The sequence below is a fragment of the Arthrobacter sp. TJ-178 genome (assembly GCF_058269275.1).
Genome location: NZ_JBZCNK010000007.1, coordinates 126,727 through 145,293 on the forward strand (window position 1 = coordinate 126,727; position 18,567 = coordinate 145,293).

Consider the following 18,567-nt stretch of genomic DNA (forward strand, 5'->3'; position numbering starts at 1 on the left):
CTTCTCCCAGCAGCCGGTTTTCCCCAACCAGCAGCTAAGGCAGCCGCCAGGCGGTCGCCGAATTGAGGCAAAATTACGTGGCAGGCATCAAAGATGTGGCCGCACGTGCCGGAGTTTCCTCGGCCACGGTCTCCCGTACCCTCAGCGGCAACGGGAAAGTCTCCGAGGCTACCCGCCAAAAGGTGCAGGAGGCCGCAGATGAACTGGGCTACGTCCTGTCCTACAACGCGTCGTCGCTGGCCTCCGGCCGCAGCCGCAATATCGGCATCGTGATGCCCACGGTTGGCCGCTGGTACTTTTCCCAGGTGCTGGAAGGTGCTGCCGCCGCCCTGATCGATGCCGGGTATGACCTCACGCTCTACAACACCAGTGACGGACCGGGCCACCGCGAAAGCGTGCTGACCGAAATGCTGCGGCGCAAGCGGCTCGATGCCGTCATAGCCGTGGCACTGAGACTCACCGATGAGGAACTGGCCCAGCTGCATGCCGTCGGAAAGCCGATTGTCGCCATCGGCGGCCCGCTGCCCCAAACCCATACCATCCGGGTGGACGAGGCCAACATCTCTGCGTTCGCCACGGAACATCTGATCTCGCTGGGGCACCGCAGGGTTGCCCACATCGGCGGAGGTGAGGAACTGGTGCGTGACTTCCGGCTGGGCAGCACCCGCCGGGACGGCTATGAACAGGCCATGGGCCGGGCGGGGCTGGACTGCCTGCATATTAACAGCGCCGACTTTTCCGTGGCCAGCGGTGCACAGGCCGCCAAGACGCTGCTGGCATCTCCGCACGGCCGGCCTACCGGCATCTTCTGCGCCTCGGACGAGCTGGCCATCGGTGCCATCCTCGCCGCCGGAGCCCTGGGTCTGCGTGTTCCCGAGGACCTGTCAGTCATCGGCATTGACGGACATGAACTCGGAGAGGTTTTTGGACTGACCACCATCAGCCAGGATCCGAAGGGCCAGGGGGCAGCCGCCGTCGCCGCCGTTCTGTCCCTTCTGGCGCAAACACCGCTGGAATCCGACTGGATTCAGCGGTTCTACCCCACGGAATTCGTGGTCCGGTCCAGCACTTCGGTGCCGGCCGATCTGCGCCGATGACCGGACGGAGCGGACCCGCACCCTCCGCAGCTGCACCCACGCCCTCGTTTTGGTGTTCCAACCGTGCTTGACTGAAACGTCAATTAGTCCTGCTGAAGGAACACTCTCCCGGCCATGTCTCTCTTTCTTTGGATCCTGCAGATAGTCCTGGCCCTGATGTTCATGGGAATCGGCGCCCAGCGGCTGACGCGATCCTCCCGGCAGCTGGGTAAACTGCCGTGGACTGACGGCTACTCCCCCGCGGCCATCCGCGTCCTGGGAGCCGTGGAACTTCTCGCCGGGCTCACCCTGCTGCTCCCCGGAATTCTGGGCTGGGCTCCGGCCTTGACACCCCTGGCCGCCTGCGGACTGGTGGTCCTGATGGCCCTGGCAGTCCTGCTTCACCTTCACCGGAACCAGCGGCAGGCGGCACTCCTTCCGGCTATCCTGCTGTTGATGGCTGCACTCGTGGCGTGGGGCCGGATTGACCGGATGGAGTGAGTAAACCGCAATGACGGACAAGGCCCGGATCATCGCCGACCTGTATGCGCTGATGCCGGACGGCTTCACGGCAGCCAGGAACAAGCTCGCCGCGGAAGCGTCCAAGGCCGGAGACAAAGAGCTGGGCAGGGAAATCCGGTCGCTGCCCAAGCCGTCGGCCGGCGCCTGGCTGGTCAACATGCTCGCGCTGCACCGCCCGGAGCTGGTGTCCGAGGTCTTGGAACTGGGCGCCGTCCTGCGCGAAGCCCAGCAGGACCTTGACCAGCAGGAACTGCGCCGTCTCAGCGGTGAACGCCAGCGCCTGCTGCGTTCAGCCGCCCGGGAGGCCCGCGCACTCGCCCAGGAATTGGGCCGCCCCGTCAGCGCGGCCGTTGGTGCAGAGGTGGAACAAACACTGTGGGCCGCCATGACCGACGCCGAAGCAGCCGACGCCGCCGCCAGCGGCCAGTTGGTCCGGGCGCTCGAAGCCAACGGCTGGGACCCCGTAAACGTTGACGGCGCCGTCGCGGATCCTGCGCTGGTCCGGCCTGCTGCCGCACTCGCCGGGAAGCGGCCGCCCCGGTCCCCCCGGACCAGGGACGGGGAGACCCACGCCGGAAGCGCGCCGTCACCAAAGGAAAAAGCTGCGTCCGTCCGCGCGCTCCGTGCCGCGCGGACCACCCTGGCGGACGCGCAGCAGCGTGCCGAGCAGGCCGAAGATGCCCTGCGGACCGCTCAGGAGGAGGTCGGCACCGTCGCGGACCACCGGGATGAGCTGACGGATGAAATCGACGAGCTCCGCGAACGCATCCGCACCCTTGAAAGTGAAGTGGTTGCCGTGGACCGCCGCGCCGGCACTGTGGAACGCGCCCGCGATGCTGCCCGCCGCTCCGCGCGCGCCGCACGCCGGGCCGTGGAAAAAGCCCAGGCAAGGCTGGAGGCCCTGGATGAGGGCTGACCTGGGCCAAATACGTCCAACAAATTCGTCCTAATTATTGGCGTCCGCCGGTGGTACGTTCGGAATTCGACAGACAGCAACTCCCCCTTGGAGGAACCATGACTGATCATGTGGCGCCCGTCAGCGATTGCTCCGTCCACAGCTGCGATTACAACCATGACGGCTGCACGGCCTATGCCATTACCGTTGGCGGAGCCCCGGACCACGCCAGCTGTTCCACGTTTATCGACACCACGGCCACCGGAGGCCTGCCAAAGGTCCTGGCCTCGGTCGGAGCGTGCGCCCGGAGCGAGTGCACCCACAATGACCACCTCATGTGCACCGCCCACGATGTCAGGGTGGGCCCCGGAGCAGAGTCGGCGGACTGCTTGACCTACCAGTCCCGCTAACCGGCCGCCACCAATCGGATATGTGACCCAAGCCTCACAGTCCCTGTAACGTTGGGTGCCATCGACCTGCCCTAAAGGAGAACAATGCCCGGCTTGGACACTGCTTTGACGCCCCTGCGCTTTCTGGAACGTGCAGCTCAGGTACACCCGGACAAGACGGCTGTGGTCGACGGCGACCGCACCCTGACCTACCGGGAGCTGGCCGCAGAGGTCACCCGCACCGCTTCCGCCCTGCGGGCGTCCGGACTGGAAGAGGGCGGTCGTGCGGCGTTCCTCGGCACCAATTCCGCCGAACTGCTGATTGCCCACTACGCGGTGCCCTTGGCCGGCGGCGTCATCGTGGCGTTGAATACCCGCTTGTCCTCGCCCGAAACCGCCTACATCTGCAACCATTCCGGAGCCACACTGCTCTTCGGGGATCCGGACCTGCTCCGCGGCCTGGGTTCGCCGGAACTGGAAACCGTCACCGAAGTCTTCTCTTTCCCCCTGCAGGACGGAACCGCGGACACGGTGGAGGGAACGACGTCGTACGCTCACTTCCTGGACCGCGGAACCGACGCTCCGCTTTCCTGGGAGGTGCCGGACGAAAACGCCGTCATCAGCCTGAATTACACCTCGGGCACCACGGGAGCGCCCAAGGGCGTGATGTACACGCACCGCGGGGCGTACCTGAACTCGCTCGGCGAGGTGCACCACCAGGGTTTCGATGCGGACACCGTCTATTTGTGGACGCTGCCCATGTTCCACTGCAACGGCTGGTGCACCACGTGGGCGCTGACCGCCGCTTCGGGCACGCACGTTTGCCTGCGTGCCGTGCGCGGGCCGGACATCTGGCGTCTGATTGACACCCACCGGGTCGACCACCTCGCCGGCGCCCCCACGGTCCTCAGCGCCATTGCCACCGCAGCGGAAGCCCATGACCTCGAGCATCCGCTGACGATCGTCACGGCCGGCGCCCCGCCCAGCCCCACCATCATTTCCAAGATCCATCAGTTGAAAGCCGCCGTGGTGCATGTCTACGGGCTCACGGAATCCTACGGCCCGTATGCGGTCTGCGAACCCCAGGCTGCGTGGTCCTCGCTGGATGAAGACACCCTGGCGCGCAGGATGGCGCGGCAGGGCGTGGGGATGCTGACGTCGGACCGGATGCGCGTTGTCCGCGACGAGGTCGGAGCCTCCGGAGACCTCATCGACGTCGCCGACGACGGCGTGGAGATGGGCGAGATTGTCATGCGCGGAAATTCCGTGATGAAGGGCTACTACCGCGACGACGCCGGCACCGCAGATGCTTTCCGCGGCGGCTGGTTCCATACCGGGGACCTGGGTGTCATGCATGCGGACAGCTACGTCCAGCTGCTGGACCGCTCCAAGGATGTGGTGGTCTCCGGAGGTGAGAACATCTCCACGATCGAGGTGGAACAGGCCCTGGCCAGCCACCCGGCCGTGGCGGATGTGGCCGTGGTCGGTGTTCCGGATGACCGCTGGGGTGAACGGCCCAAGGCGTTTGTGGTGCTGTCCCCCGGCTGCACCACGACGGCGGAGGAACTGACGGCACACGTTAAGGCCCAAATCGCCTCCTACAAGGCTCCGCGCAGCGTGGAATTCATTGTGGAGCTGCCCAAGACATCCACCGGGAAAATCCGGAAGAATGAACTGCGTGCCCGCGAATGGGACGGCCGGGAGGCCCGGATCAATTAGGCCCTCCCGCCGCAGCCCGCGGCAAGCACCTGCCCGCTGATGATTCACACCGTCACGGCGGGTAAGCTCGGCCGGGTCAAACACGCCCGTGGAGAACAAGCAGAGGAGAACTAATGGCCGCCGTAGTGCTCGGCTGGAATCCGGCCACAGCATTTGGTGCCGGCCCCGGCCGTACGGATTACGCGATGGCTGCCGCGACGGTGGACAGCACGGGGCTCTTCGGCACCCGGTGGCGCGTGGGGCGCGGTCAGCATCTGGACCGCGGAACCGATGTGTGGCTGTTTGCTCAGGGCCGGCACGGCCGCGGACTGCTCGGACACGGCGTCGTGGCTTCGGGTCCGCAGCCCGGGGCAGCCCTGCCGGCCCGGCTGGGGCTGCTGGCAGGCATCGTCTTTGATCTGCTTCTGCCGCCCGGTGACGCCCTGCCGGCCGAGGTGCTGACGGCGAGCGTTCCGGATCTGAACTGGAGCGCGGTGCGCAGTACGGGAACCGTGGTTCCGGAGCAGGTGCAGGGACAGGTTCGTGCGGCGTGGGCCTCATATCTGCGGTCGAGGCCGGTCCCGGAAGGCTGGCAGGGCGCAGTGGATCCCACCATCCCGGTTCCGGGAAGCATGTCCCAGGACACGCTCAGGCAGGTGGCCGTGAACCGCTATGAACATGATCCCGACGCCGTTCAGCGGTGCGTCGCGTTCCACGGCACCTCCTGCGCAGCGTGCGGGTTGTCGATGCAGCAGGTTTACGGGCCGAACGGGGCGAACTTTGTGCAGGTGCATCACATTGTCCCGCCCGCCGCCATCGGACCGGACTACACCCTGGACCCGGTGGCCGACCTGGTGCCGCTGTGCCCCAACTGCCATGCCATGGCCCACCGCGGCGCCCCCGATCCCTACACTCCGGCGGAGCTTCGGCAGATGCTGGCCTCGGCCGCCGGCCCGCTGCCCGTCCGGAATTCCCTGCCCGGCACGGTGCCCACACCCGAACAGCTGGACGCCCAGGACGACGCCGACCGCCTCCGGAATGCGCCCTCCAGCGGTGCGGACACGCAGTAGAATCGGTAACCCCATGAGCATTCCAGCCAGTACCTCAAAATCAGTCCGCGTGGATGCCTGGCTCTGGGCCGTTCGGGCCTACAAGACCAGGTCTGCTGCCACCGCCGCCTGCCGGGCCGGCCATGTGCGGCTCAACGGCAACCCTGCCAAGGCTGCCCAGCCGGTCCAGCCCGGGGACACCATCCGGGTGCGCCAGCCGGGCTACGAACGCATCTTGGAAGTCCGCCAGCTGATCGCCAAGCGGGTGGGCGCAGAGGCTGCGTCCCATTGCTTTACCGACCACACGCCGCCGCGCCCCGTTGGGCCCGCCCTCGGGATACCGATGCGGGACCGGGGCGCGGGACGCCCCACCAAGAAAGACCGCCGCGAGATCGACCGGCTGCGCGGGGACCGCTGACCCGGACCGGACCGGCGGTAACCGGCGGGTCAAGGTATGCGGGTCAGGCCTGTGGGTTAGGCCTGCGGCAGGACTCCCGCGCCGGCAGGGCGCAGCTGATCGTCCACAAACCGCGGGGCGGCCGCAAGGATCCCGGCGGCGGCCATGGCCGCGGAGGAAGCGATCAGGATGATCAGCGGCACCGTCCAGCTTCCCGTGGATTCATGCAGCGCGCCGATGGCGAAGGGCCCCAGCGCCGCCAGCAGGTATCCCGCGGGCTGGCAGAATCCGGACAACTCGGCCGTGACCAGAGGGCTTCGGGAACGCGCGATGATCAGGGCCAGCGCCGTCGGGAAAGCGAAACCTCCCACGCCCAGCAGGAGGGCCCAGAGCCAGGGCACCTCGGCGGGTGCCAGCAGCAGGCCCACGTAGCCGGCACCGGTGCAGACGGCCAGCGCGGCAACATAGAACTTCAGACCCGGCGCCCGTGCCACCAGCGAGGGCATGATCAATCCGCCCGGAATTCCGAGTGACGCGATAATGGCTGTCATTAGGCCCGCGGAGGACTGGCTCAGCCCCGCGTCGCGGTAGATTTGCGCGGCCCAGCCAAACTGCACGTACGCATTCATGGACTGGACACCAAAGTACACGCACAGAGCCACGGCAGTGCGCGACGACGTGATGCGCACGCGCCTGGCGCCACCCGCCGTCGTTCTTCCGGCCTCGGCGCGTTCGTCCGCTCCCGCACGCCGGTCCCGAAGCGAAATCAGGGTCCACGGGACAACGGCAATCAGCGCGGCGGCGCCCCACACCCTGATGCTGAGCTGCCAGCCGTCCGCGCCGCCCGCGGACAGCGGTCCGGCGATCAGCAGCGGAAGGGTTGCACCCACCGCCAGCGTAGTGCCGTACACGGAGTTCAGCAGGGCAGTCCGAGCACCCCCGTGCCGTTTAATGAAGGCCGGGACGAGGATGTTGCCCACCGCCATGCCGGAAAATGCCAGTACTGTCAGGGCCAGGAACACCGCGGAGGACTCCACCACGGACCGCAGCAGCAGCCCCGCCGCCACTGCGGCCAGCCCCATAGTGATGGTGCGGCTGAGCCCTGCCCTGCGGGAGAGGGACACGGCGAGCGCTCCAATGACCGCGAACGTGAGCCCGGGCAGAGCGGTCAGGACCCCGGCCTGAGTGGATCCCATGCCCAGAGCTGCTTCCAGCTCGGCCAGGACCGGGCCCACCGACGTCGCTCCGGGACGAAGGTTGACGGCAATCAGGACGACGGCGGCAGCAGCGGCCCAGAGGGGCAGCGCAACACGTCCCTTGCGCCGGCCTTTTGGTTTTCCGACTCCCGGGCTTTGAATTTCACTCACTGAAGAGTTCTAGCATGCGCCGGGGAAAATTACGTTAGGCCGGAACCTGCTCCGGAATACGGCTGTCACCGGTCTCCACGAATCGCTGATGCCAGGACAGGGCCTCGTCCAGCAGATGCGGGGTGTGCTTGCCGAAGCTCTCCCGGCAGGCGCGGTCAAAGTAGTCCTGCAGCAGCGGCTGGAAGTCCGGGTGCGCGCACTTTTCAATAATCGTGCGGGCGCGCTGCTTGGGAGAGAGGCCGCGAAGGTCGGCGAGGCCCCGCTCGGTCACAACCAGCATGGTGTCATGCTCGGTGTGGTCCACGTGGCTGACCATCGGAACGATTCCGGAAATCTTGCCTCCCTTAGCCGTGCTCGGCGACAGGAAGGCGGACAGGAAACCGTTGCGGGCAAAGTCGCCGGATCCGCCGATCCCGTTCATCATGGCGGTTCCGGCAACGTGCGTGGAGTTCACATTGCCGTAGATGTCCGCCTCGATCATGCCGTTCATGGCGATGCAGCCCAGGCGGCGGATGAGTTCGGGATGGTTGGAGATTTCCTGGGTGCGCAGGATGATCCGCTTGCGGTAGAAGTCGATATTGGAGTTGAACTCCTCAATTCCTGCCGGGCTGAGTGAGAAGGATGTTGCGGACGCCACCCGGATAACCCCGTCCCGGATCAGGTGCAGCATGCCGTCCTGGATCACTTCGGTGTAGGCAGTCAGGCCGGTGTATCCCGAGGTGGCCAGCCCGCCCAGGACCGCGTTGGCAATGTTGCCCACGCCGGACTGCAGCGGCAGCAGCTTGTCCGTCAGACGGCCGGCCCGGATTTCGTCGCCGAAGAAGTCGATCAGGTGTCCGGCTATCTGCTGCGAGGTTTCATCGGGGGCCGCGAACGGCGTCATGCGGTCCGGAGCGTCGGTTTCGACAACGGCGATGACCTTCTCGGGGTCCAGCCGCAAATAGGGTTCACCGATCCGGTCATCGGGGTTCACCAGCATGATGGGTTTGCGGTGCGGCGGCAGGGCGGTCCCGTAATAGACGTCGTGCATTCCGTCCATGGCTTCGGGCTGCTGGAGGTTGACCTCCAAGATGATCCTGTCCGCCTGCTCGATCCAGGTCTTGTTGTTGCCAACTGACGACGACGGTATCAGCGAGCCGTCCTCGTTGATGCCCACCACCTCGATCACGGCAAGGTCAATATGGCCGTAGAACCCAAACCAGGTGTACTGGGCCACGTGCCCGAGGTGGATGTCGATGTACTCGAGTTCGCCGTTGTTGATCCGCTTCCGCAGGGTGGGATCGGACTGGTACGGCAGACGCAGTTCCATGCCGCCGGCCTTTGCGAGCACCCCGTCGAGCTCGGGGGCGGTGGAGGCGCCGGTCAGCACCTTGATCTGGAAGTCCTCGCCGCGGGCATGGGCTTCCTCCATTTGGAGGGCGAGCGCCTGCGGCACTGCCTTGGGATAGCCTGCTCCGGTGAAACCGCTCATCGCCACGGTCATGCCTGGTTTGATGAGCGCGGCGGCCTGTTCAGCAGACATCCTGCGCCCAAAAAGTCCTTCGTGGTGAATGCGGTCGTGCATGGTGGCCTTTCCTAGATGGGACCAACCAACACTATCCGCTGTGAGGCGTGCGTCATATTCGGGTGTCTTTCAGGACACAGCCGGGGCCTGCTGCGGGACGAGTTTCGCGCGAGGAAGGAGGCGGCAGGAGTGCGCTACACCGACCGGCCGGAGGTCTGCTGGATTTGTTTCAGGACGGACTCCAATTCCGTGCTCAGGGCGCCCAGCGCGGCACTGTTGTTTTCGACGGCGAGGGCAGCCACCAGTTCTGTCTGGCGGCGCCGCAACTGCTCAAGTGAAGGACCGGATGTGTTGCTGTTTTCCATGTTTTCCATGCCTCATCCTACAAAGCTCCCCGCTACACTTCCTCAAGCGGCGGGTTAAACAATCGTCCGCTGAACCGGAGGAACCATGGACACCCCCACGCCCGAAGCTTTGGAGCAGTGGCACCACTTTCGCAGCACCAGAAACGCCGAGCTGTTGCAGGAGCACGGCTGGCTGACCCTGACGTCCCTGCAGTGGCTGACGGACCGGCCCGCACCGGCGGAAGGCCTTCCCGGGCTGTGGTCCGCCGACGGCGCCGCCGCAGTGCTGTCCGCCGCCGCGGCGGACGGCCTGACCCTGGCATCAACCGGCCTCCCCGTTGACGGAACAGTGACCGCGTCCCTCGAGGACGAGGAATCGCTGTCCTGGGTGTACACCGGCGGCCCCGGCGGCCGGCAGATTTTGGTGGAGCTGGCCCGTCGGGGAGGGCGCTATGCGCTGCGAACCCGGGACGCAGCATCTCCCGTATTTACCGCTTTCTCGGGCGTCCCGACGTTTGATTTCCGGCCGGATCTGGTAATCCGGGGCCGGTTTGCGGCGTATCCCGAGCCGGTGGAGGTTCCGATCCGCACCGCTCATCCCGCCGTCGACGGCGTGCATCTCACGGTGGGCGAAGTGGTGTTCCGCCTGCCCGGTTCGGAACAGGACTGCCGGCTGCAGGTCAGCGGCGAAGGGGACAGCCGTCTGGCCCTCACCTTTCACGACGCAACCAATAACCACACCACGGCCGGATGGCGGAAGGTCGTCTTCGAAGCGCCCGCACCCGGGACATCCGAAGTGACGGTGGACTTCAACCGCGCCGTCAATTACCCCAGCGCGTTCACGCCTTTTGGAACCTGCCCCATGCCGGTGGGCGGCAACATTATCGGTTCCCCTGTGGAGGCCGGAGAAAGGCAGCCGGAGATGCAGCCAAACATGCAGCCGGCGCCGCACGAGTAGCGTCCCGGAGGTTTCACCGTGAGCACCGAACCCGTCAGCCCCCTGCCAAACCGGGCCCCGATGGGCGGCGCCCTCCAACAGAGCCGGATCATGGCAGTGCTTGAGACGGGCGCTTTCCCGGATGCCGGATCCGGCCCGGATTTCACCCGGGTCGCGGCTGCGGCGGACACGCTGGTGGCCAACGGTGTGGGCTGCCTGATGCTGACCAACGCTGCAGCCGGAACCAGCCGGGCCCTGGAACACCTCCGGCCGCGGCTTCCCGAGGGCGTGGAGCTGGGCATCGGCGGGGTTCTGACTCCCGACGACGTGGTCCGGGCAGCCGGTGCCGGTGCCCGCTTTGTCGCTTCTGCCCAGGTGGCACCCGACGTGGTCCGTTCCGCCCGCAGCTGCGGAATTGCCAGCTATGCCGGTGCCCTCACACCGAGTGAGGTCCACCTCGCGTGGCGGACCGGCGCAACCGCGGTGCAGCTCTTTCCCGCCGGGTTCCAGGGATCGGGCTATCTCTCCGCCATCCGGCGGACGCTTCCCGCGGTCCCTCTGATCGCTGCCGGCGGCATCGAGTGGAAACAGGCGGCCGACTGGCTGGCAGCAGGTGCGGCCGCCGTGGGACTGGGCCGTTCCCTTCTCGGCGATGCCCTGCTCCCCGGCGGGAACCTCCGTGCCCTGGGTGTTCGGACCCGTTTGGTCTGCGCCGCCGCGGCGGAAGCGCCGCTGCGGCCACGGAGCTGAGACCGCCCAGGTGAGACCGCAGAGCTAAGAGCGCGCAGCTGAGATCATGGAAGAAGCATCCCCCACGTTCTCCACCGGAAATGAGATCCCATGACACTCAAAGAACAGCTCCAGGCCGATATGAAGACCCATATGAAGGCCGGCAACCGCACCGCCCTGATGACGGTGCGCAACGTGCTCGGTGAAATCGAGACCCGGGAGAAGTCCGGCAAAACCCCCGTGGAACTCGACGACGTGCAGGTGATTTCCCTGTTGCAGAAGGAAGCCGCCAAGCGTCGGGACACCGCGGGAATTTACCGTGAGGCCGGCGAAACTGAGCGCGCTGACGCTGAAACCGCGGAAGCCGAAATCATCGAAGCCTACCTGCCGGCGCCCCTCACCGCGGCTGACGTCGAAGCCATTGTGGATGAGGCTGTGGCTGAGCTGACGGCCAACGGCACCGAACTGTCCATGCGCCAGATGGGTGCGCTCATGAAGCCGGTTACGGCCAAGGTTGCCGGACGTTTCGACGGCAAGGCTGTCAGCGAGATCGTCCGCAGCCGCCTCTCCTGATTTCAGCAATGCTCCGCCTTACCGCCGGAGCGGGCGGCCGCCGGATCTAGCCGGCGGCCGCAACGAAGGCGGTAGCCGTATTCGGGGCAATCTCCGTCATCCCCGCATCAACAATCAGCGGTCCGGCGCCCGGATCCTTTGCGAGCGCGGTGAACTCGGTTCCCGCGGCGAGCCGGACGCTGGCCGGGCGTCCGCCGTCGTACCAAGCGGTCCGTTCCTCACCGGACAGTGTCAGGTACCAGGCCAGCAGGGCATGGGCTGCTTGGGCGCCGGCTTTGCCCGTGGACATCTCCAGATCCTCGTTCACCACGATCACCGGCGCCCCGGGCGCCCCGGGAACCGGAGCCTCATCGGGCAGATGCGTGCCGGAAACCTGCAGTCCGCGCAGTTTCTTGGGCATCTCCTCGTAGGTCACCGGTTCAAAGGCAACAGCCTTCGCGCGGCCGACGACGACGGTTCCCGACGGCGCTGACGCCGCCATCTTTTCGAACACCTTCGGTCCCGCCCGCCGAACGGTCTTGGTGAACCGGCCGAACACCCAGTTCTCCCAGGCGGTGTCCTCGGTCCTGCGGGCATAGGCGCTCACGCTGGCGACGGCGGCCGCAGCCACCGCATCCAGGTGGGCTGCGGGATCTTCCTTATCCACGAGCAGGACGATCGGCTGGACAGTGTCGCTGGGTTGCATGCTTCTAGTTTTTCACGACCCGGCAGTCTGTTTTTTACCGCCCGCGTGCCCCGCGCCGGAATCGCAGCGTGGCGATCTGGAACGGACGGAGCAGCAGTTCCACCGTTTCCCCTTCCGCTCCCCCGCCAATTACCAGCGGCAATCCGGACGGTACGGCCCGTTCCAGCAGGTCAGCGGCTACGACGTCGTCGTAGCTGAACCCCGTCCGCACCGTTGCGCCGGCACGGCTTCCGTGCGCTTCATAAAGCCGCACAATGACATCGCCGCTGCGGTCTTCGGCCAGTTTCACCGCTTCCACCACCACGGCCGGGTTGTCCACCGTCACCACCGGAGTTACGGCCGTGCCGGCAACGCCGCTGATCCGGCGCAGGGGAAGGTTCAGCCGGTAGCCTTCGGCAACCGCCTCCGGAATTCCGGCCGCCGGACGCAGCGAAAACCGGAAGCTGTGCGGACCTTGATCAGCCGTGGGATCGGGAAACACCGGGCCGCGCAGCAGGGACAGCCGGACAGTGGTGCAGCTCCGGCCCTCCACCAGTTCGCGGAAGGTGTCATGGCCGTAGGTGGAATCGTTGGCCACGGCCACCCCGTAGCCCGGCTCCCCCACATGGATCCACCGGTGTGCCACTGCCTCAAACCGTGCCGCGTCCCAGGAAGTGTTGGCGTGGGTGGGCCGGTACAGGTGGCCAAACTGGATTTCCGATGCCGCCTGGGCGGCGTGAACGTCCAGCGGGAAGGCGAGTTTGAGCAGTTTCTGCTGCTCGTGCCAGTCGACCTCAACCTCCAGGTCCACCGCGGCTCCGTCCGGGCTCAGGGAGATCCGCTGCACGAGGGTGGAGTTGCCGAAGGAGCGCGTGATTCTCAGGATGCGGTTGCCGCTGCCGTTCACCATCTCCATGGCGTCCGGCTGCATCAGATCCAGGGTGCTGAACTTGTAGGAGGCATCGAGGTCCCAGGCATCCCACTGGTTGGGGGTGTCGCGGAACAGCTGGAACAGGTTGCCCGGACGCCCCGGCAGGAAGACTTCCCGGCCGCCGGGCAGGTCCGACAGTGAACGGAACAGCCCCTCGCTGTCTACGGCCAGCCGCAGCCGGCTGCTGCTGATGACCCATCCGTCCATCCAGCGCTGCCAGGTCCACGGACCGGGTTCGGGCGCCGGTCCCGCTCCGCCGGCCGGCACTCCCGCCACGGGATACGGCCCGGCATTCAGCGCCGCCTTCTGGCCGCCGTCGCCCAGCAGCGCCCGCGCGGAGTTTTCGATCAGAACGCGCAGCCCGGCGGCCACGAGCGCGTAGTTGTGCTCAGCCTCCTGGTAGACCCAGGCGATGGACGTGCCCGGCAGGATGTCATGGAACTGCTGCAGCAGAACCGTCTGCCACGCCTGTTCCAGGGCCTCGTAGGGGTATTCAGCGCCCGTGCGCAGGTGCGCCGCCACAGCCCACAGTTCCGCTTCGCGCAGCAGGTGTTCGCTCCGGCGGTTTCCCTGTTTGGTGTTGGCCTGGCTGGTGTAGGTGCCCCGGTGGAACTCCAGGTACAGCTCTCCGGACCAGATGGCCGGCTCCGCGAGCTCGGCCTCCGCCGCTGCAAAGAACCGCTCCGGGCCGGAGAGCCGGACCGCAGGGGACCCTTCCAGCGAGGCGGTGCGGCGGGCAGCCGCCAGCATTTCCCGCGTGGGCCCGCCACCGCCGTCGCCCCAGCCGAACGGCACCAGCGAGGTGTTTCCGAACCCCTTCTCCTTGTACTGGCGCTGGGCGTGGGCCAGCTCCCGTCCGGACAATTCGGAGTTGTACGTATCCACCGGCGGGAAGTGGGTAAACAGGGATGAACCGTCGATGCCCTCCCACCGGAAGGTACTGTGCGGCATGACGTTGGTTTCATTCCAGGAAATCTTCTGCGTCAGGAACCAGCGCGCACCGGCCGCCCGGGCAATCTGCGGCAGGGCCGCCGAGTATCCAAATGAATCCGGCAGCCACACCACCTCCGATTCCACCCCGAAGTTCTCCAGGAAGAACCGTTTGCCGGCCAGGAACTGGCGGGCCAACGCCTCTCCTCCGGGCAGGTTCGTGTCCGCTTCCACCCACATGCCGCCCGCCGGAACAAACCGTCCGGCCGCCACCTGTTCCGCCACCCGGGCGAACAGCTCCGGGTAATACTGCTTCAGCCAGGCGTACTGCTGCGCCGAGGAGGCAGTAAAAACGAAATCAGGGTCCTGCTCCATCAGCTCCAGCACGTTGGCAAAAGTGCGTGCCACCTTGCGCACCGTTTCCCGCACCGGCCACAGCCAGGCACTGTCAATGTGGGCATGCCCCACTGCGTGGACCCGGTGCGCGCTGGCGTAGGCCGGAGATGACAGCACTCCGGCCAGCTCCGCCCGGGCCGCCGCTGCCGTACCCGAAACATCCGCGGGGTCCACGGTGCTGACCGCCCGCTCCATGGCCCGCAGGATGTCATAGCGGCGGGGCAGGTCCATCGGCAGTTCATGCATCAGGCCGTTGAGGGTGATGAAATCCTGGGCCAGATTCCACGCCTCGACATCCAGCAGGGCGGCGTCGGCCGTCCGGAAAACGTAGAGCGGATCAGTGCCTGCCGTCGCCGGGTCGCCCAGCGGGGTGGGCGCATAGCTGAAGCCGGCAATGACATTGGGGTTGGAAGCAGCTTCCACGTAAAACTCAAAGGGCTCGCCCGGACCCTGCCGGAGCGGAACGTGCAGGTTCCGCGGTTCCACCGCTTTCACAATGCCGCCGGACGGCGTGTAGACCAGAGCTTCCGCCTGAAATCCCGGACCCTGCCCGTCAAAGCCGAGATCGATGAGCAGCTCCGGCCGGTACCCGCTGCCCTCATTGATTTCAGGAACCAGCCCCGACACGTGGAACCACGTGGTTCCCCACGGGGCGCCCCACGGCTGTCCAGCGCTGAAGGGCAGGAATTCCCGGGTGACCGCCTGGGTGAACGGCACCGGTTCCCCCGGTGCCTCCCAAACAGTGACTTCCGCCGGCGTCCGGTTTCTCCAGAGGCTGCCGGGCAGGCGTTCACGGAGGAACCTGTTGATGCGGGCTTCCGCCAGTTCGCGGCTGTCGTGCACGGGGAACCTACCCTCTCATAAGCCTGCTCCTGGCGAAGGCGCCGTCCTCTTTACGGGAGGAGCCCGCATTGGCAGATACCGGATGCTAACGTGGCGGCACGACCCGGCGGAAGGCATCGGCCGGATCCCTTCAGCAACATCCCTTCAGCAACATCCAGCGGGGTCCCTTCAGAGAAGAGGAGGACGGCATGGGGCGGTTGATTTATACGTGCATTACTTCGCTGGACGGTTATGTGGCGGATGCGGACGGGAACTTCGACTGGAGCATGCCGGATGAGGAAGTCCACGCCTTCGTCAACGACCTGGAGCGCAACACCGGCACCCAGCTCTACGGCCGGGGACTGTATGAGGTGATGGCGGCCTGGGAAACCATGGACACCGCCTCCGAGCCGCCGGCTGTCCGGGATTACGCCGAGATCTGGAAGGGTGCGGAGAAGATTGTCTTTTCCCGGTCACTGGCAAACGCGGACACGTCCAACACCCGGCTGGAGCGGGACTTCGATCTCGGCGCCGTCCGCCGGCTGAAGGAAGAATCCGGCCGGAACCTGTCCATCGGCGGCCCGCTTCTGGCTGCCCAGGCGCTGCGGGCAGGGCTGGTGGACGAGATACAGCAGTTGCTCTCGCCCGTCGTCGCCGGCGGCGGGAAACCGTTCCTGCCCGACGGACTGCGGCTCAACCTCGAACTGCTCGACGAGCGCCGGTTCAACAACGGCGTGGTGTTCCTGCGCTACGGTATCCTGCCCGTCACCGCCGGACGCGCGGGCGGCGGTTAGAGCCCGACCGTTCTACAGGCTGACGGCGGCGGTGATTTCGTTGACGAACGTTTCGGTTTCGGCAGCGTTCCGGAAACCGTAGGACACTTCGCGGACTGCGTCTTCCCGGGACTGGGGAACCGTGTGGTACTTCAGCGCTTCAAAGCTGCCGGGCTCGGTGACCGGCTCCACCAGTGACCGGTGCACCAGATGCGGGAACTGGCGCAGGGTCGGATCGATGCGCCACTGGTCCGTTTCAATCCAGAAATGGTCCCCCATGCCCGAGCTTCCGCTGGCCACGCGGACGCCCTCAATGCCTGCACCCGCCATCAGCCACGCCAGGGTGAACGACGCCGGGGCGCCCAGCCCTGATCCGTAGGGGATGTGGGCCTCAGCTACTGCCGCTGTCTGTTCTGCAAGGCGGGTGGCTTCCTGGTGGCTGAGTGATCGCATAGTTCCATATTCCCAGTCCGATGCCAGCAGAACCTATTTGGGCCAGCGCCCGGTCTCGAACAGCTCCTTCAGCTGCGCGGCCGCCGGGGCCGGATCCAGTCCCCGGGAGGCCAGCCAGGCGTCGTCGCCGTAGGAGGCCGCGTACCGGTCCCCGGAATCACACATGAGGGAAACAATGCTGCCGGCCCGGCCCTCGGCTTCCATCTGCGCCCCCAGCTGCCACACTCCCCACAGGTTGGTTCCGGTGGAGGGTCCGGCATGAAGACCGGCGGAGGCATACAGGTGCCGGGCAGCGGCAACGGAGGCGCCGTCGGGCACCTGGATCATGTGGTCGATGACGGCGGGAACAAAGCTGGGTTCCAGCCGCGGCCTGCCAATGCCCTCAATACGGGAGGGACCGCCGACGGCGGATGTCCCGGGACTCTGCCAGGCCGGGAAAAACGCGGAGTTTTCCGGGTCCACCACTGCCAGCCGGGTTCCATGGCGGTGGTACCGGATGTAGCGGCCGATCGTCGCGCTGGTTCCGCCGGTTCCGGCTCCCACCACAATCCACTCCGGCACGGGGAAGTCTTCCAGCTTCAGCTGTCCGAACATTGATTCGGCAATATTGTTGTTGCCGCGCCAGTCGGTGGCCCGCTCCGCGTAGGTGAACTGGTCCATGTAATGCCCGCCGGCGGTGCGCGCTATCTCCTCCGCAGCCGCGTACACCTGGGAAGGATCATCCACAAAGTGGCAGGTGCCGTTGTACTGCTCGATCAGCGCGATCTTCTCGGCGCTGGTGGTGCGGGGCATGACGGCCACGAACGGCAGATCCAGCAGCTGGGCAAAATAGGCTTCGGAGACGGCGGTGGAACCGCTGGAGGCCTCCACGATGGTCATCCCGCGGGTAATCCAGCCGTTGACCAGGCCAAAGAGGAACAGCGACCGCGCGAGCCGGTGTTTGAGGCTGCCGGTGCGGTGGGTGGACTCGTCCTTGAGGTACACCTTCACGGACCAGCCCGCCGGGACGGGAACTTCAAACAGGTGGGTGTCGGCGGAGCGGTTGTTGTCGGCCTCGATGCGCCGGATGGCGTCCTCGGACCAGCGTCGGTTTTCCGCCTGGGTAATAGTCACCCGATTCAGCCTACAGGCGGCTCCTGCAGCGCAGCGGACAACCGGTCCAGCTCAGCGGATGACTCCAGGACCATTTTCTCGGCTGTGGCCAGCAGCCCCAGGATGTTTTTCGGGCTCGCGTCGTCGGAGTCGTGGTGCGTGCCGGGCAGCAGACGGGTCTGGATCCGGACATAGTCCCTGCCCAGGAATTGACGCAGGCTCTCGCGCATCAGCTGCCCCGGCCCCTCGAGCACCATGGACAAGTCAGGCTCGGGACCCCGGGTATCGGCTCTGTTGCGGGTCTGTTCCGAGCTCAGCAGCAGCCCGGACGATGTCTCGCTGGTGCCGGTGCCCAGTGAGACCAGCAGCACGCCGTCGTCGGCCGCCGGAAGTGAGCGGCCCAGCGTGTAAGCCACCAGCGCCGGATCATCGGCGGCCAGCCCGCCGTCCACCAGTTCCCGGGCTGCGCCGCCCGGATCGGTGTAGTCCACGGCGGGAAAGTACTTCGGCAGGGATGAAGTCGCCCGGGCTGCAAGCGCCATATCCGCATCACCGAGCTGTGACTGGTCCAGCCCGCCGCCGGTGAAGTGCAGCGCCCGGGTGTGGACCAAATCGCACGTCACAACGCCCACGGGACGGTATGCCTCGGACAGTTTCGTGTCTCCCATGACCTGGTGCAGGAACTCCTGCAGCGGTGCGGCGGAATAGGCGGCCGCTCCCGGCGCCGGTGCCTGCGCCGGCTGTTTCGCACCGTGGCGGGGGAATATCTTCTTCACGCTGCGCAGGTCCAGGTGCCGCAGGTCGGCGGCACTGTAGGGAGCGCCGCCGTCGCGCGGGCAGGTCAGGGCCAGGGCGATCATTCCACCCACGGAGGTTCCCACAATGAGGTCAAAAAGGTCTGCGGTGCGCTTCCCGGACCGCTTCTCCAGGTGGGTCAGCCAGATGACCGGGATGATGCCGCGGACACCGCCGCCGTCAATCGAGAGTATGCGCAGCATGGCGGCTCCTGAGGGGTGCGGTGTAGTG

Annotated in this window: 19 protein-coding genes; 11 read left to right on the forward strand and 8 right to left on the reverse strand. The window is 66.4% G+C overall.

The genetic code is table 11. The features are described from left to right. Positions 1 to 77 precede the first annotated feature (77 nt). The 7 genes from AC4D2Q_RS16945 (at position 78) to AC4D2Q_RS16975 (ending at position 6,047) form a co-directional block, all read left to right on the forward strand. Positions 78 to 1,097, forward strand: a complete 1,020-nt coding sequence (locus AC4D2Q_RS16945; RefSeq protein ID WP_490947600.1) for a LacI family DNA-binding transcriptional regulator — start codon at positions 78 to 80, stop codon at positions 1,095 to 1,097. A gap of 114 nt (positions 1,098 to 1,211) precedes the next feature. Continuing rightward, a complete protein-coding gene (locus tag AC4D2Q_RS16950) occupies positions 1,212 to 1,577 on the forward strand; it encodes a DoxX family protein (protein ID WP_490947601.1) in 366 nt (121 codons plus the stop codon). 10 nt (positions 1,578 to 1,587) lie between these two features. Next, complete coding sequence (locus AC4D2Q_RS16955) at positions 1,588 to 2,514, forward strand: hypothetical protein (protein ID WP_490947602.1); 927 nt, start codon at positions 1,588 to 1,590, stop codon at positions 2,512 to 2,514. Positions 2,515 to 2,612: 98 nt separating this feature from the next. Next, positions 2,613 to 2,903, forward strand: a complete 291-nt coding sequence (locus AC4D2Q_RS16960) for a DUF1540 domain-containing protein (RefSeq protein ID WP_490927660.1) — start codon at positions 2,613 to 2,615, stop codon at positions 2,901 to 2,903. 84 nt (positions 2,904 to 2,987) lie between these two features. Beyond that, positions 2,988 to 4,601 carry an AMP-binding protein gene (locus AC4D2Q_RS16965; RefSeq protein WP_490927659.1) on the forward strand — a complete coding sequence of 538 codons (1,614 nt, stop codon included), beginning with the start codon at positions 2,988 to 2,990 and terminating at the stop codon, positions 4,599 to 4,601. Between the two features lie 113 nt (positions 4,602 to 4,714). After that, positions 4,715 to 5,650 (forward strand): HNH endonuclease, encoded by a 936-nt coding sequence (locus tag AC4D2Q_RS16970; RefSeq protein ID WP_490927658.1) that lies wholly within the window; start codon positions 4,715 to 4,717, stop codon positions 5,648 to 5,650. Between the two features lie 13 nt (positions 5,651 to 5,663). Next, the gene (locus AC4D2Q_RS16975; protein WP_400933899.1) at positions 5,664 to 6,047 is read left to right on the forward strand and encodes an RNA-binding S4 domain-containing protein; all 384 of its coding nucleotides are present in this window, start codon (positions 5,664 to 5,666) and stop codon (positions 6,045 to 6,047) included. A gap of 56 nt (positions 6,048 to 6,103) precedes the next feature. On the opposite strand, the gene AC4D2Q_RS16980 is transcribed toward AC4D2Q_RS16975, so the two are convergent. From AC4D2Q_RS16980 to AC4D2Q_RS16990, 3 genes are all read right to left on the reverse strand, one after another. Beyond that, positions 6,104 to 7,393: an MFS transporter gene (locus tag AC4D2Q_RS16980; RefSeq protein WP_490947603.1), complete on the reverse strand. Its 1,290-nt coding sequence runs from the start codon at positions 7,391 to 7,393 to the stop codon at positions 6,104 to 6,106. A 34-nt stretch (positions 7,394 to 7,427) separates the two neighbouring features. Beyond that, positions 7,428 to 8,957, reverse strand: a complete 1,530-nt coding sequence (gene scpC, locus AC4D2Q_RS16985) for a succinyl-CoA:acetate CoA-transferase ScpC (RefSeq protein WP_490947604.1) — start codon at positions 8,955 to 8,957, stop codon at positions 7,428 to 7,430. 134 nt (positions 8,958 to 9,091) lie between these two features. Further along, complete coding sequence (locus tag AC4D2Q_RS16990) at positions 9,092 to 9,271, reverse strand: hypothetical protein (RefSeq protein ID WP_490927655.1); 180 nt, start codon at positions 9,269 to 9,271, stop codon at positions 9,092 to 9,094. Between the two features lie 76 nt (positions 9,272 to 9,347). On the opposite strand from AC4D2Q_RS16990, the gene AC4D2Q_RS16995 reads away from it, so the two are divergent. The 3 genes from AC4D2Q_RS16995 (at position 9,348) to AC4D2Q_RS17005 (ending at position 11,480) form a co-directional block, all read left to right on the forward strand. After that, positions 9,348 to 10,199 carry a DUF1684 domain-containing protein gene (locus AC4D2Q_RS16995; protein ID WP_490947605.1) on the forward strand — a complete coding sequence of 284 codons (852 nt, stop codon included), beginning with the start codon at positions 9,348 to 9,350 and terminating at the stop codon, positions 10,197 to 10,199. A gap of 18 nt (positions 10,200 to 10,217) precedes the next feature. Beyond that, on the forward strand, positions 10,218 to 10,928 hold the full coding sequence (locus AC4D2Q_RS17000; RefSeq protein ID WP_490947606.1) for a bifunctional 4-hydroxy-2-oxoglutarate aldolase/2-dehydro-3-deoxy-phosphogluconate aldolase: 711 nt from the start codon (positions 10,218 to 10,220) through the stop codon (positions 10,926 to 10,928). Between the two features lie 90 nt (positions 10,929 to 11,018). Next, positions 11,019 to 11,480 (forward strand): GatB/YqeY domain-containing protein, encoded by a 462-nt coding sequence (locus AC4D2Q_RS17005; RefSeq protein ID WP_490947607.1) that lies wholly within the window; start codon positions 11,019 to 11,021, stop codon positions 11,478 to 11,480. A gap of 46 nt (positions 11,481 to 11,526) precedes the next feature. Here the strand turns inward: AC4D2Q_RS17005 and AC4D2Q_RS17010 are convergent, their stop codons facing one another. Together AC4D2Q_RS17010 and AC4D2Q_RS17015 are read right to left on the reverse strand one after the other, a co-directional pair. Next, positions 11,527 to 12,165: a peptidyl-tRNA hydrolase gene (locus AC4D2Q_RS17010; RefSeq protein ID WP_490947608.1), complete on the reverse strand. Its 639-nt coding sequence runs from the start codon at positions 12,163 to 12,165 to the stop codon at positions 11,527 to 11,529. Positions 12,166 to 12,199: 34 nt separating this feature from the next. Further along, the gene (locus AC4D2Q_RS17015; protein ID WP_490947609.1) at positions 12,200 to 15,244 is read right to left on the reverse strand and encodes an alpha-mannosidase; all 3,045 of its coding nucleotides are present in this window, start codon (positions 15,242 to 15,244) and stop codon (positions 12,200 to 12,202) included. 188 nt (positions 15,245 to 15,432) lie between these two features. Here AC4D2Q_RS17015 and AC4D2Q_RS17020 point away from each other — a divergent pair, with 188 nt between their 5' ends. After that, positions 15,433 to 16,017, forward strand: a complete 585-nt coding sequence (locus AC4D2Q_RS17020) for a dihydrofolate reductase family protein (RefSeq protein WP_490947610.1) — start codon at positions 15,433 to 15,435, stop codon at positions 16,015 to 16,017. 12 nt (positions 16,018 to 16,029) lie between these two features. On the opposite strand, the gene AC4D2Q_RS17025 is transcribed toward AC4D2Q_RS17020, so the two are convergent. From AC4D2Q_RS17025 to AC4D2Q_RS17035, 3 genes are read right to left on the reverse strand one after another with little or no spacing between them, the layout of a single operon-like run. Then, positions 16,030 to 16,449, reverse strand: a complete 420-nt coding sequence (locus AC4D2Q_RS17025; protein WP_490927648.1) for a hypothetical protein — start codon at positions 16,447 to 16,449, stop codon at positions 16,030 to 16,032. Positions 16,450 to 16,482: 33 nt separating this feature from the next. Next, the gene (locus AC4D2Q_RS17030; protein ID WP_490927647.1) at positions 16,483 to 17,562 is read right to left on the reverse strand and encodes a PLP-dependent cysteine synthase family protein; all 1,080 of its coding nucleotides are present in this window, start codon (positions 17,560 to 17,562) and stop codon (positions 16,483 to 16,485) included. 5 nt (positions 17,563 to 17,567) lie between these two features. Next, positions 17,568 to 18,539, reverse strand: coding sequence for a patatin-like phospholipase family protein (locus AC4D2Q_RS17035; RefSeq protein WP_490947611.1), 972 nt, complete (start codon positions 18,537 to 18,539; stop codon positions 17,568 to 17,570). Positions 18,540 to 18,567 lie beyond the last annotated feature (28 nt).

What these genes read in the sequence shown, in the direction of transcription:
- AC4D2Q_RS16950 (WP_490947601.1), top strand. Translation starts at nt 1,212, where the DNA reads ATGTCTCTCTTTCTTTGGATCCTGCAGATAGTCCTGGCCCTGATGTTC.
- AC4D2Q_RS16955 (WP_490947602.1), top strand. Translation starts at nt 1,588, where the DNA reads ATGACGGACAAGGCCCGGATCATCGCCGACCTGTATGCGCTGATGCCG.
- AC4D2Q_RS16960 (WP_490927660.1), top strand. Translation starts at nt 2,613, where the DNA reads ATGACTGATCATGTGGCGCCCGTCAGCGATTGCTCCGTCCACAGCTGC.
- AC4D2Q_RS16965 (WP_490927659.1), top strand. Translation starts at nt 2,988, where the DNA reads ATGCCCGGCTTGGACACTGCTTTGACGCCCCTGCGCTTTCTGGAACGT.
- AC4D2Q_RS16970 (WP_490927658.1), top strand. Translation starts at nt 4,715, where the DNA reads ATGGCCGCCGTAGTGCTCGGCTGGAATCCGGCCACAGCATTTGGTGCC.
- AC4D2Q_RS16975 (WP_400933899.1), top strand. Translation starts at nt 5,664, where the DNA reads ATGAGCATTCCAGCCAGTACCTCAAAATCAGTCCGCGTGGATGCCTGG.
- scpC (WP_490947604.1), bottom strand. Translation starts at nt 8,957, where the DNA reads ATGCACGACCGCATTCACCACGAAGGACTTTTTGGGCGCAGGATGTCT.
- AC4D2Q_RS16990 (WP_490927655.1), bottom strand. Translation starts at nt 9,271, where the DNA reads ATGGAAAACATGGAAAACAGCAACACATCCGGTCCTTCACTTGAGCAG.
- AC4D2Q_RS16995 (WP_490947605.1), top strand. Translation starts at nt 9,348, where the DNA reads ATGGACACCCCCACGCCCGAAGCTTTGGAGCAGTGGCACCACTTTCGC.
- AC4D2Q_RS17005 (WP_490947607.1), top strand. Translation starts at nt 11,019, where the DNA reads ATGACACTCAAAGAACAGCTCCAGGCCGATATGAAGACCCATATGAAG.
- AC4D2Q_RS17010 (WP_490947608.1), bottom strand. Translation starts at nt 12,165, where the DNA reads ATGCAACCCAGCGACACTGTCCAGCCGATCGTCCTGCTCGTGGATAAG.
- AC4D2Q_RS17020 (WP_490947610.1), top strand. Translation starts at nt 15,433, where the DNA reads ATGGGGCGGTTGATTTATACGTGCATTACTTCGCTGGACGGTTATGTG.
- AC4D2Q_RS17025 (WP_490927648.1), bottom strand. Translation starts at nt 16,449, where the DNA reads ATGCGATCACTCAGCCACCAGGAAGCCACCCGCCTTGCAGAACAGACA.
- AC4D2Q_RS17035 (WP_490947611.1), bottom strand. Translation starts at nt 18,539, where the DNA reads ATGCTGCGCATACTCTCGATTGACGGCGGCGGTGTCCGCGGCATCATC.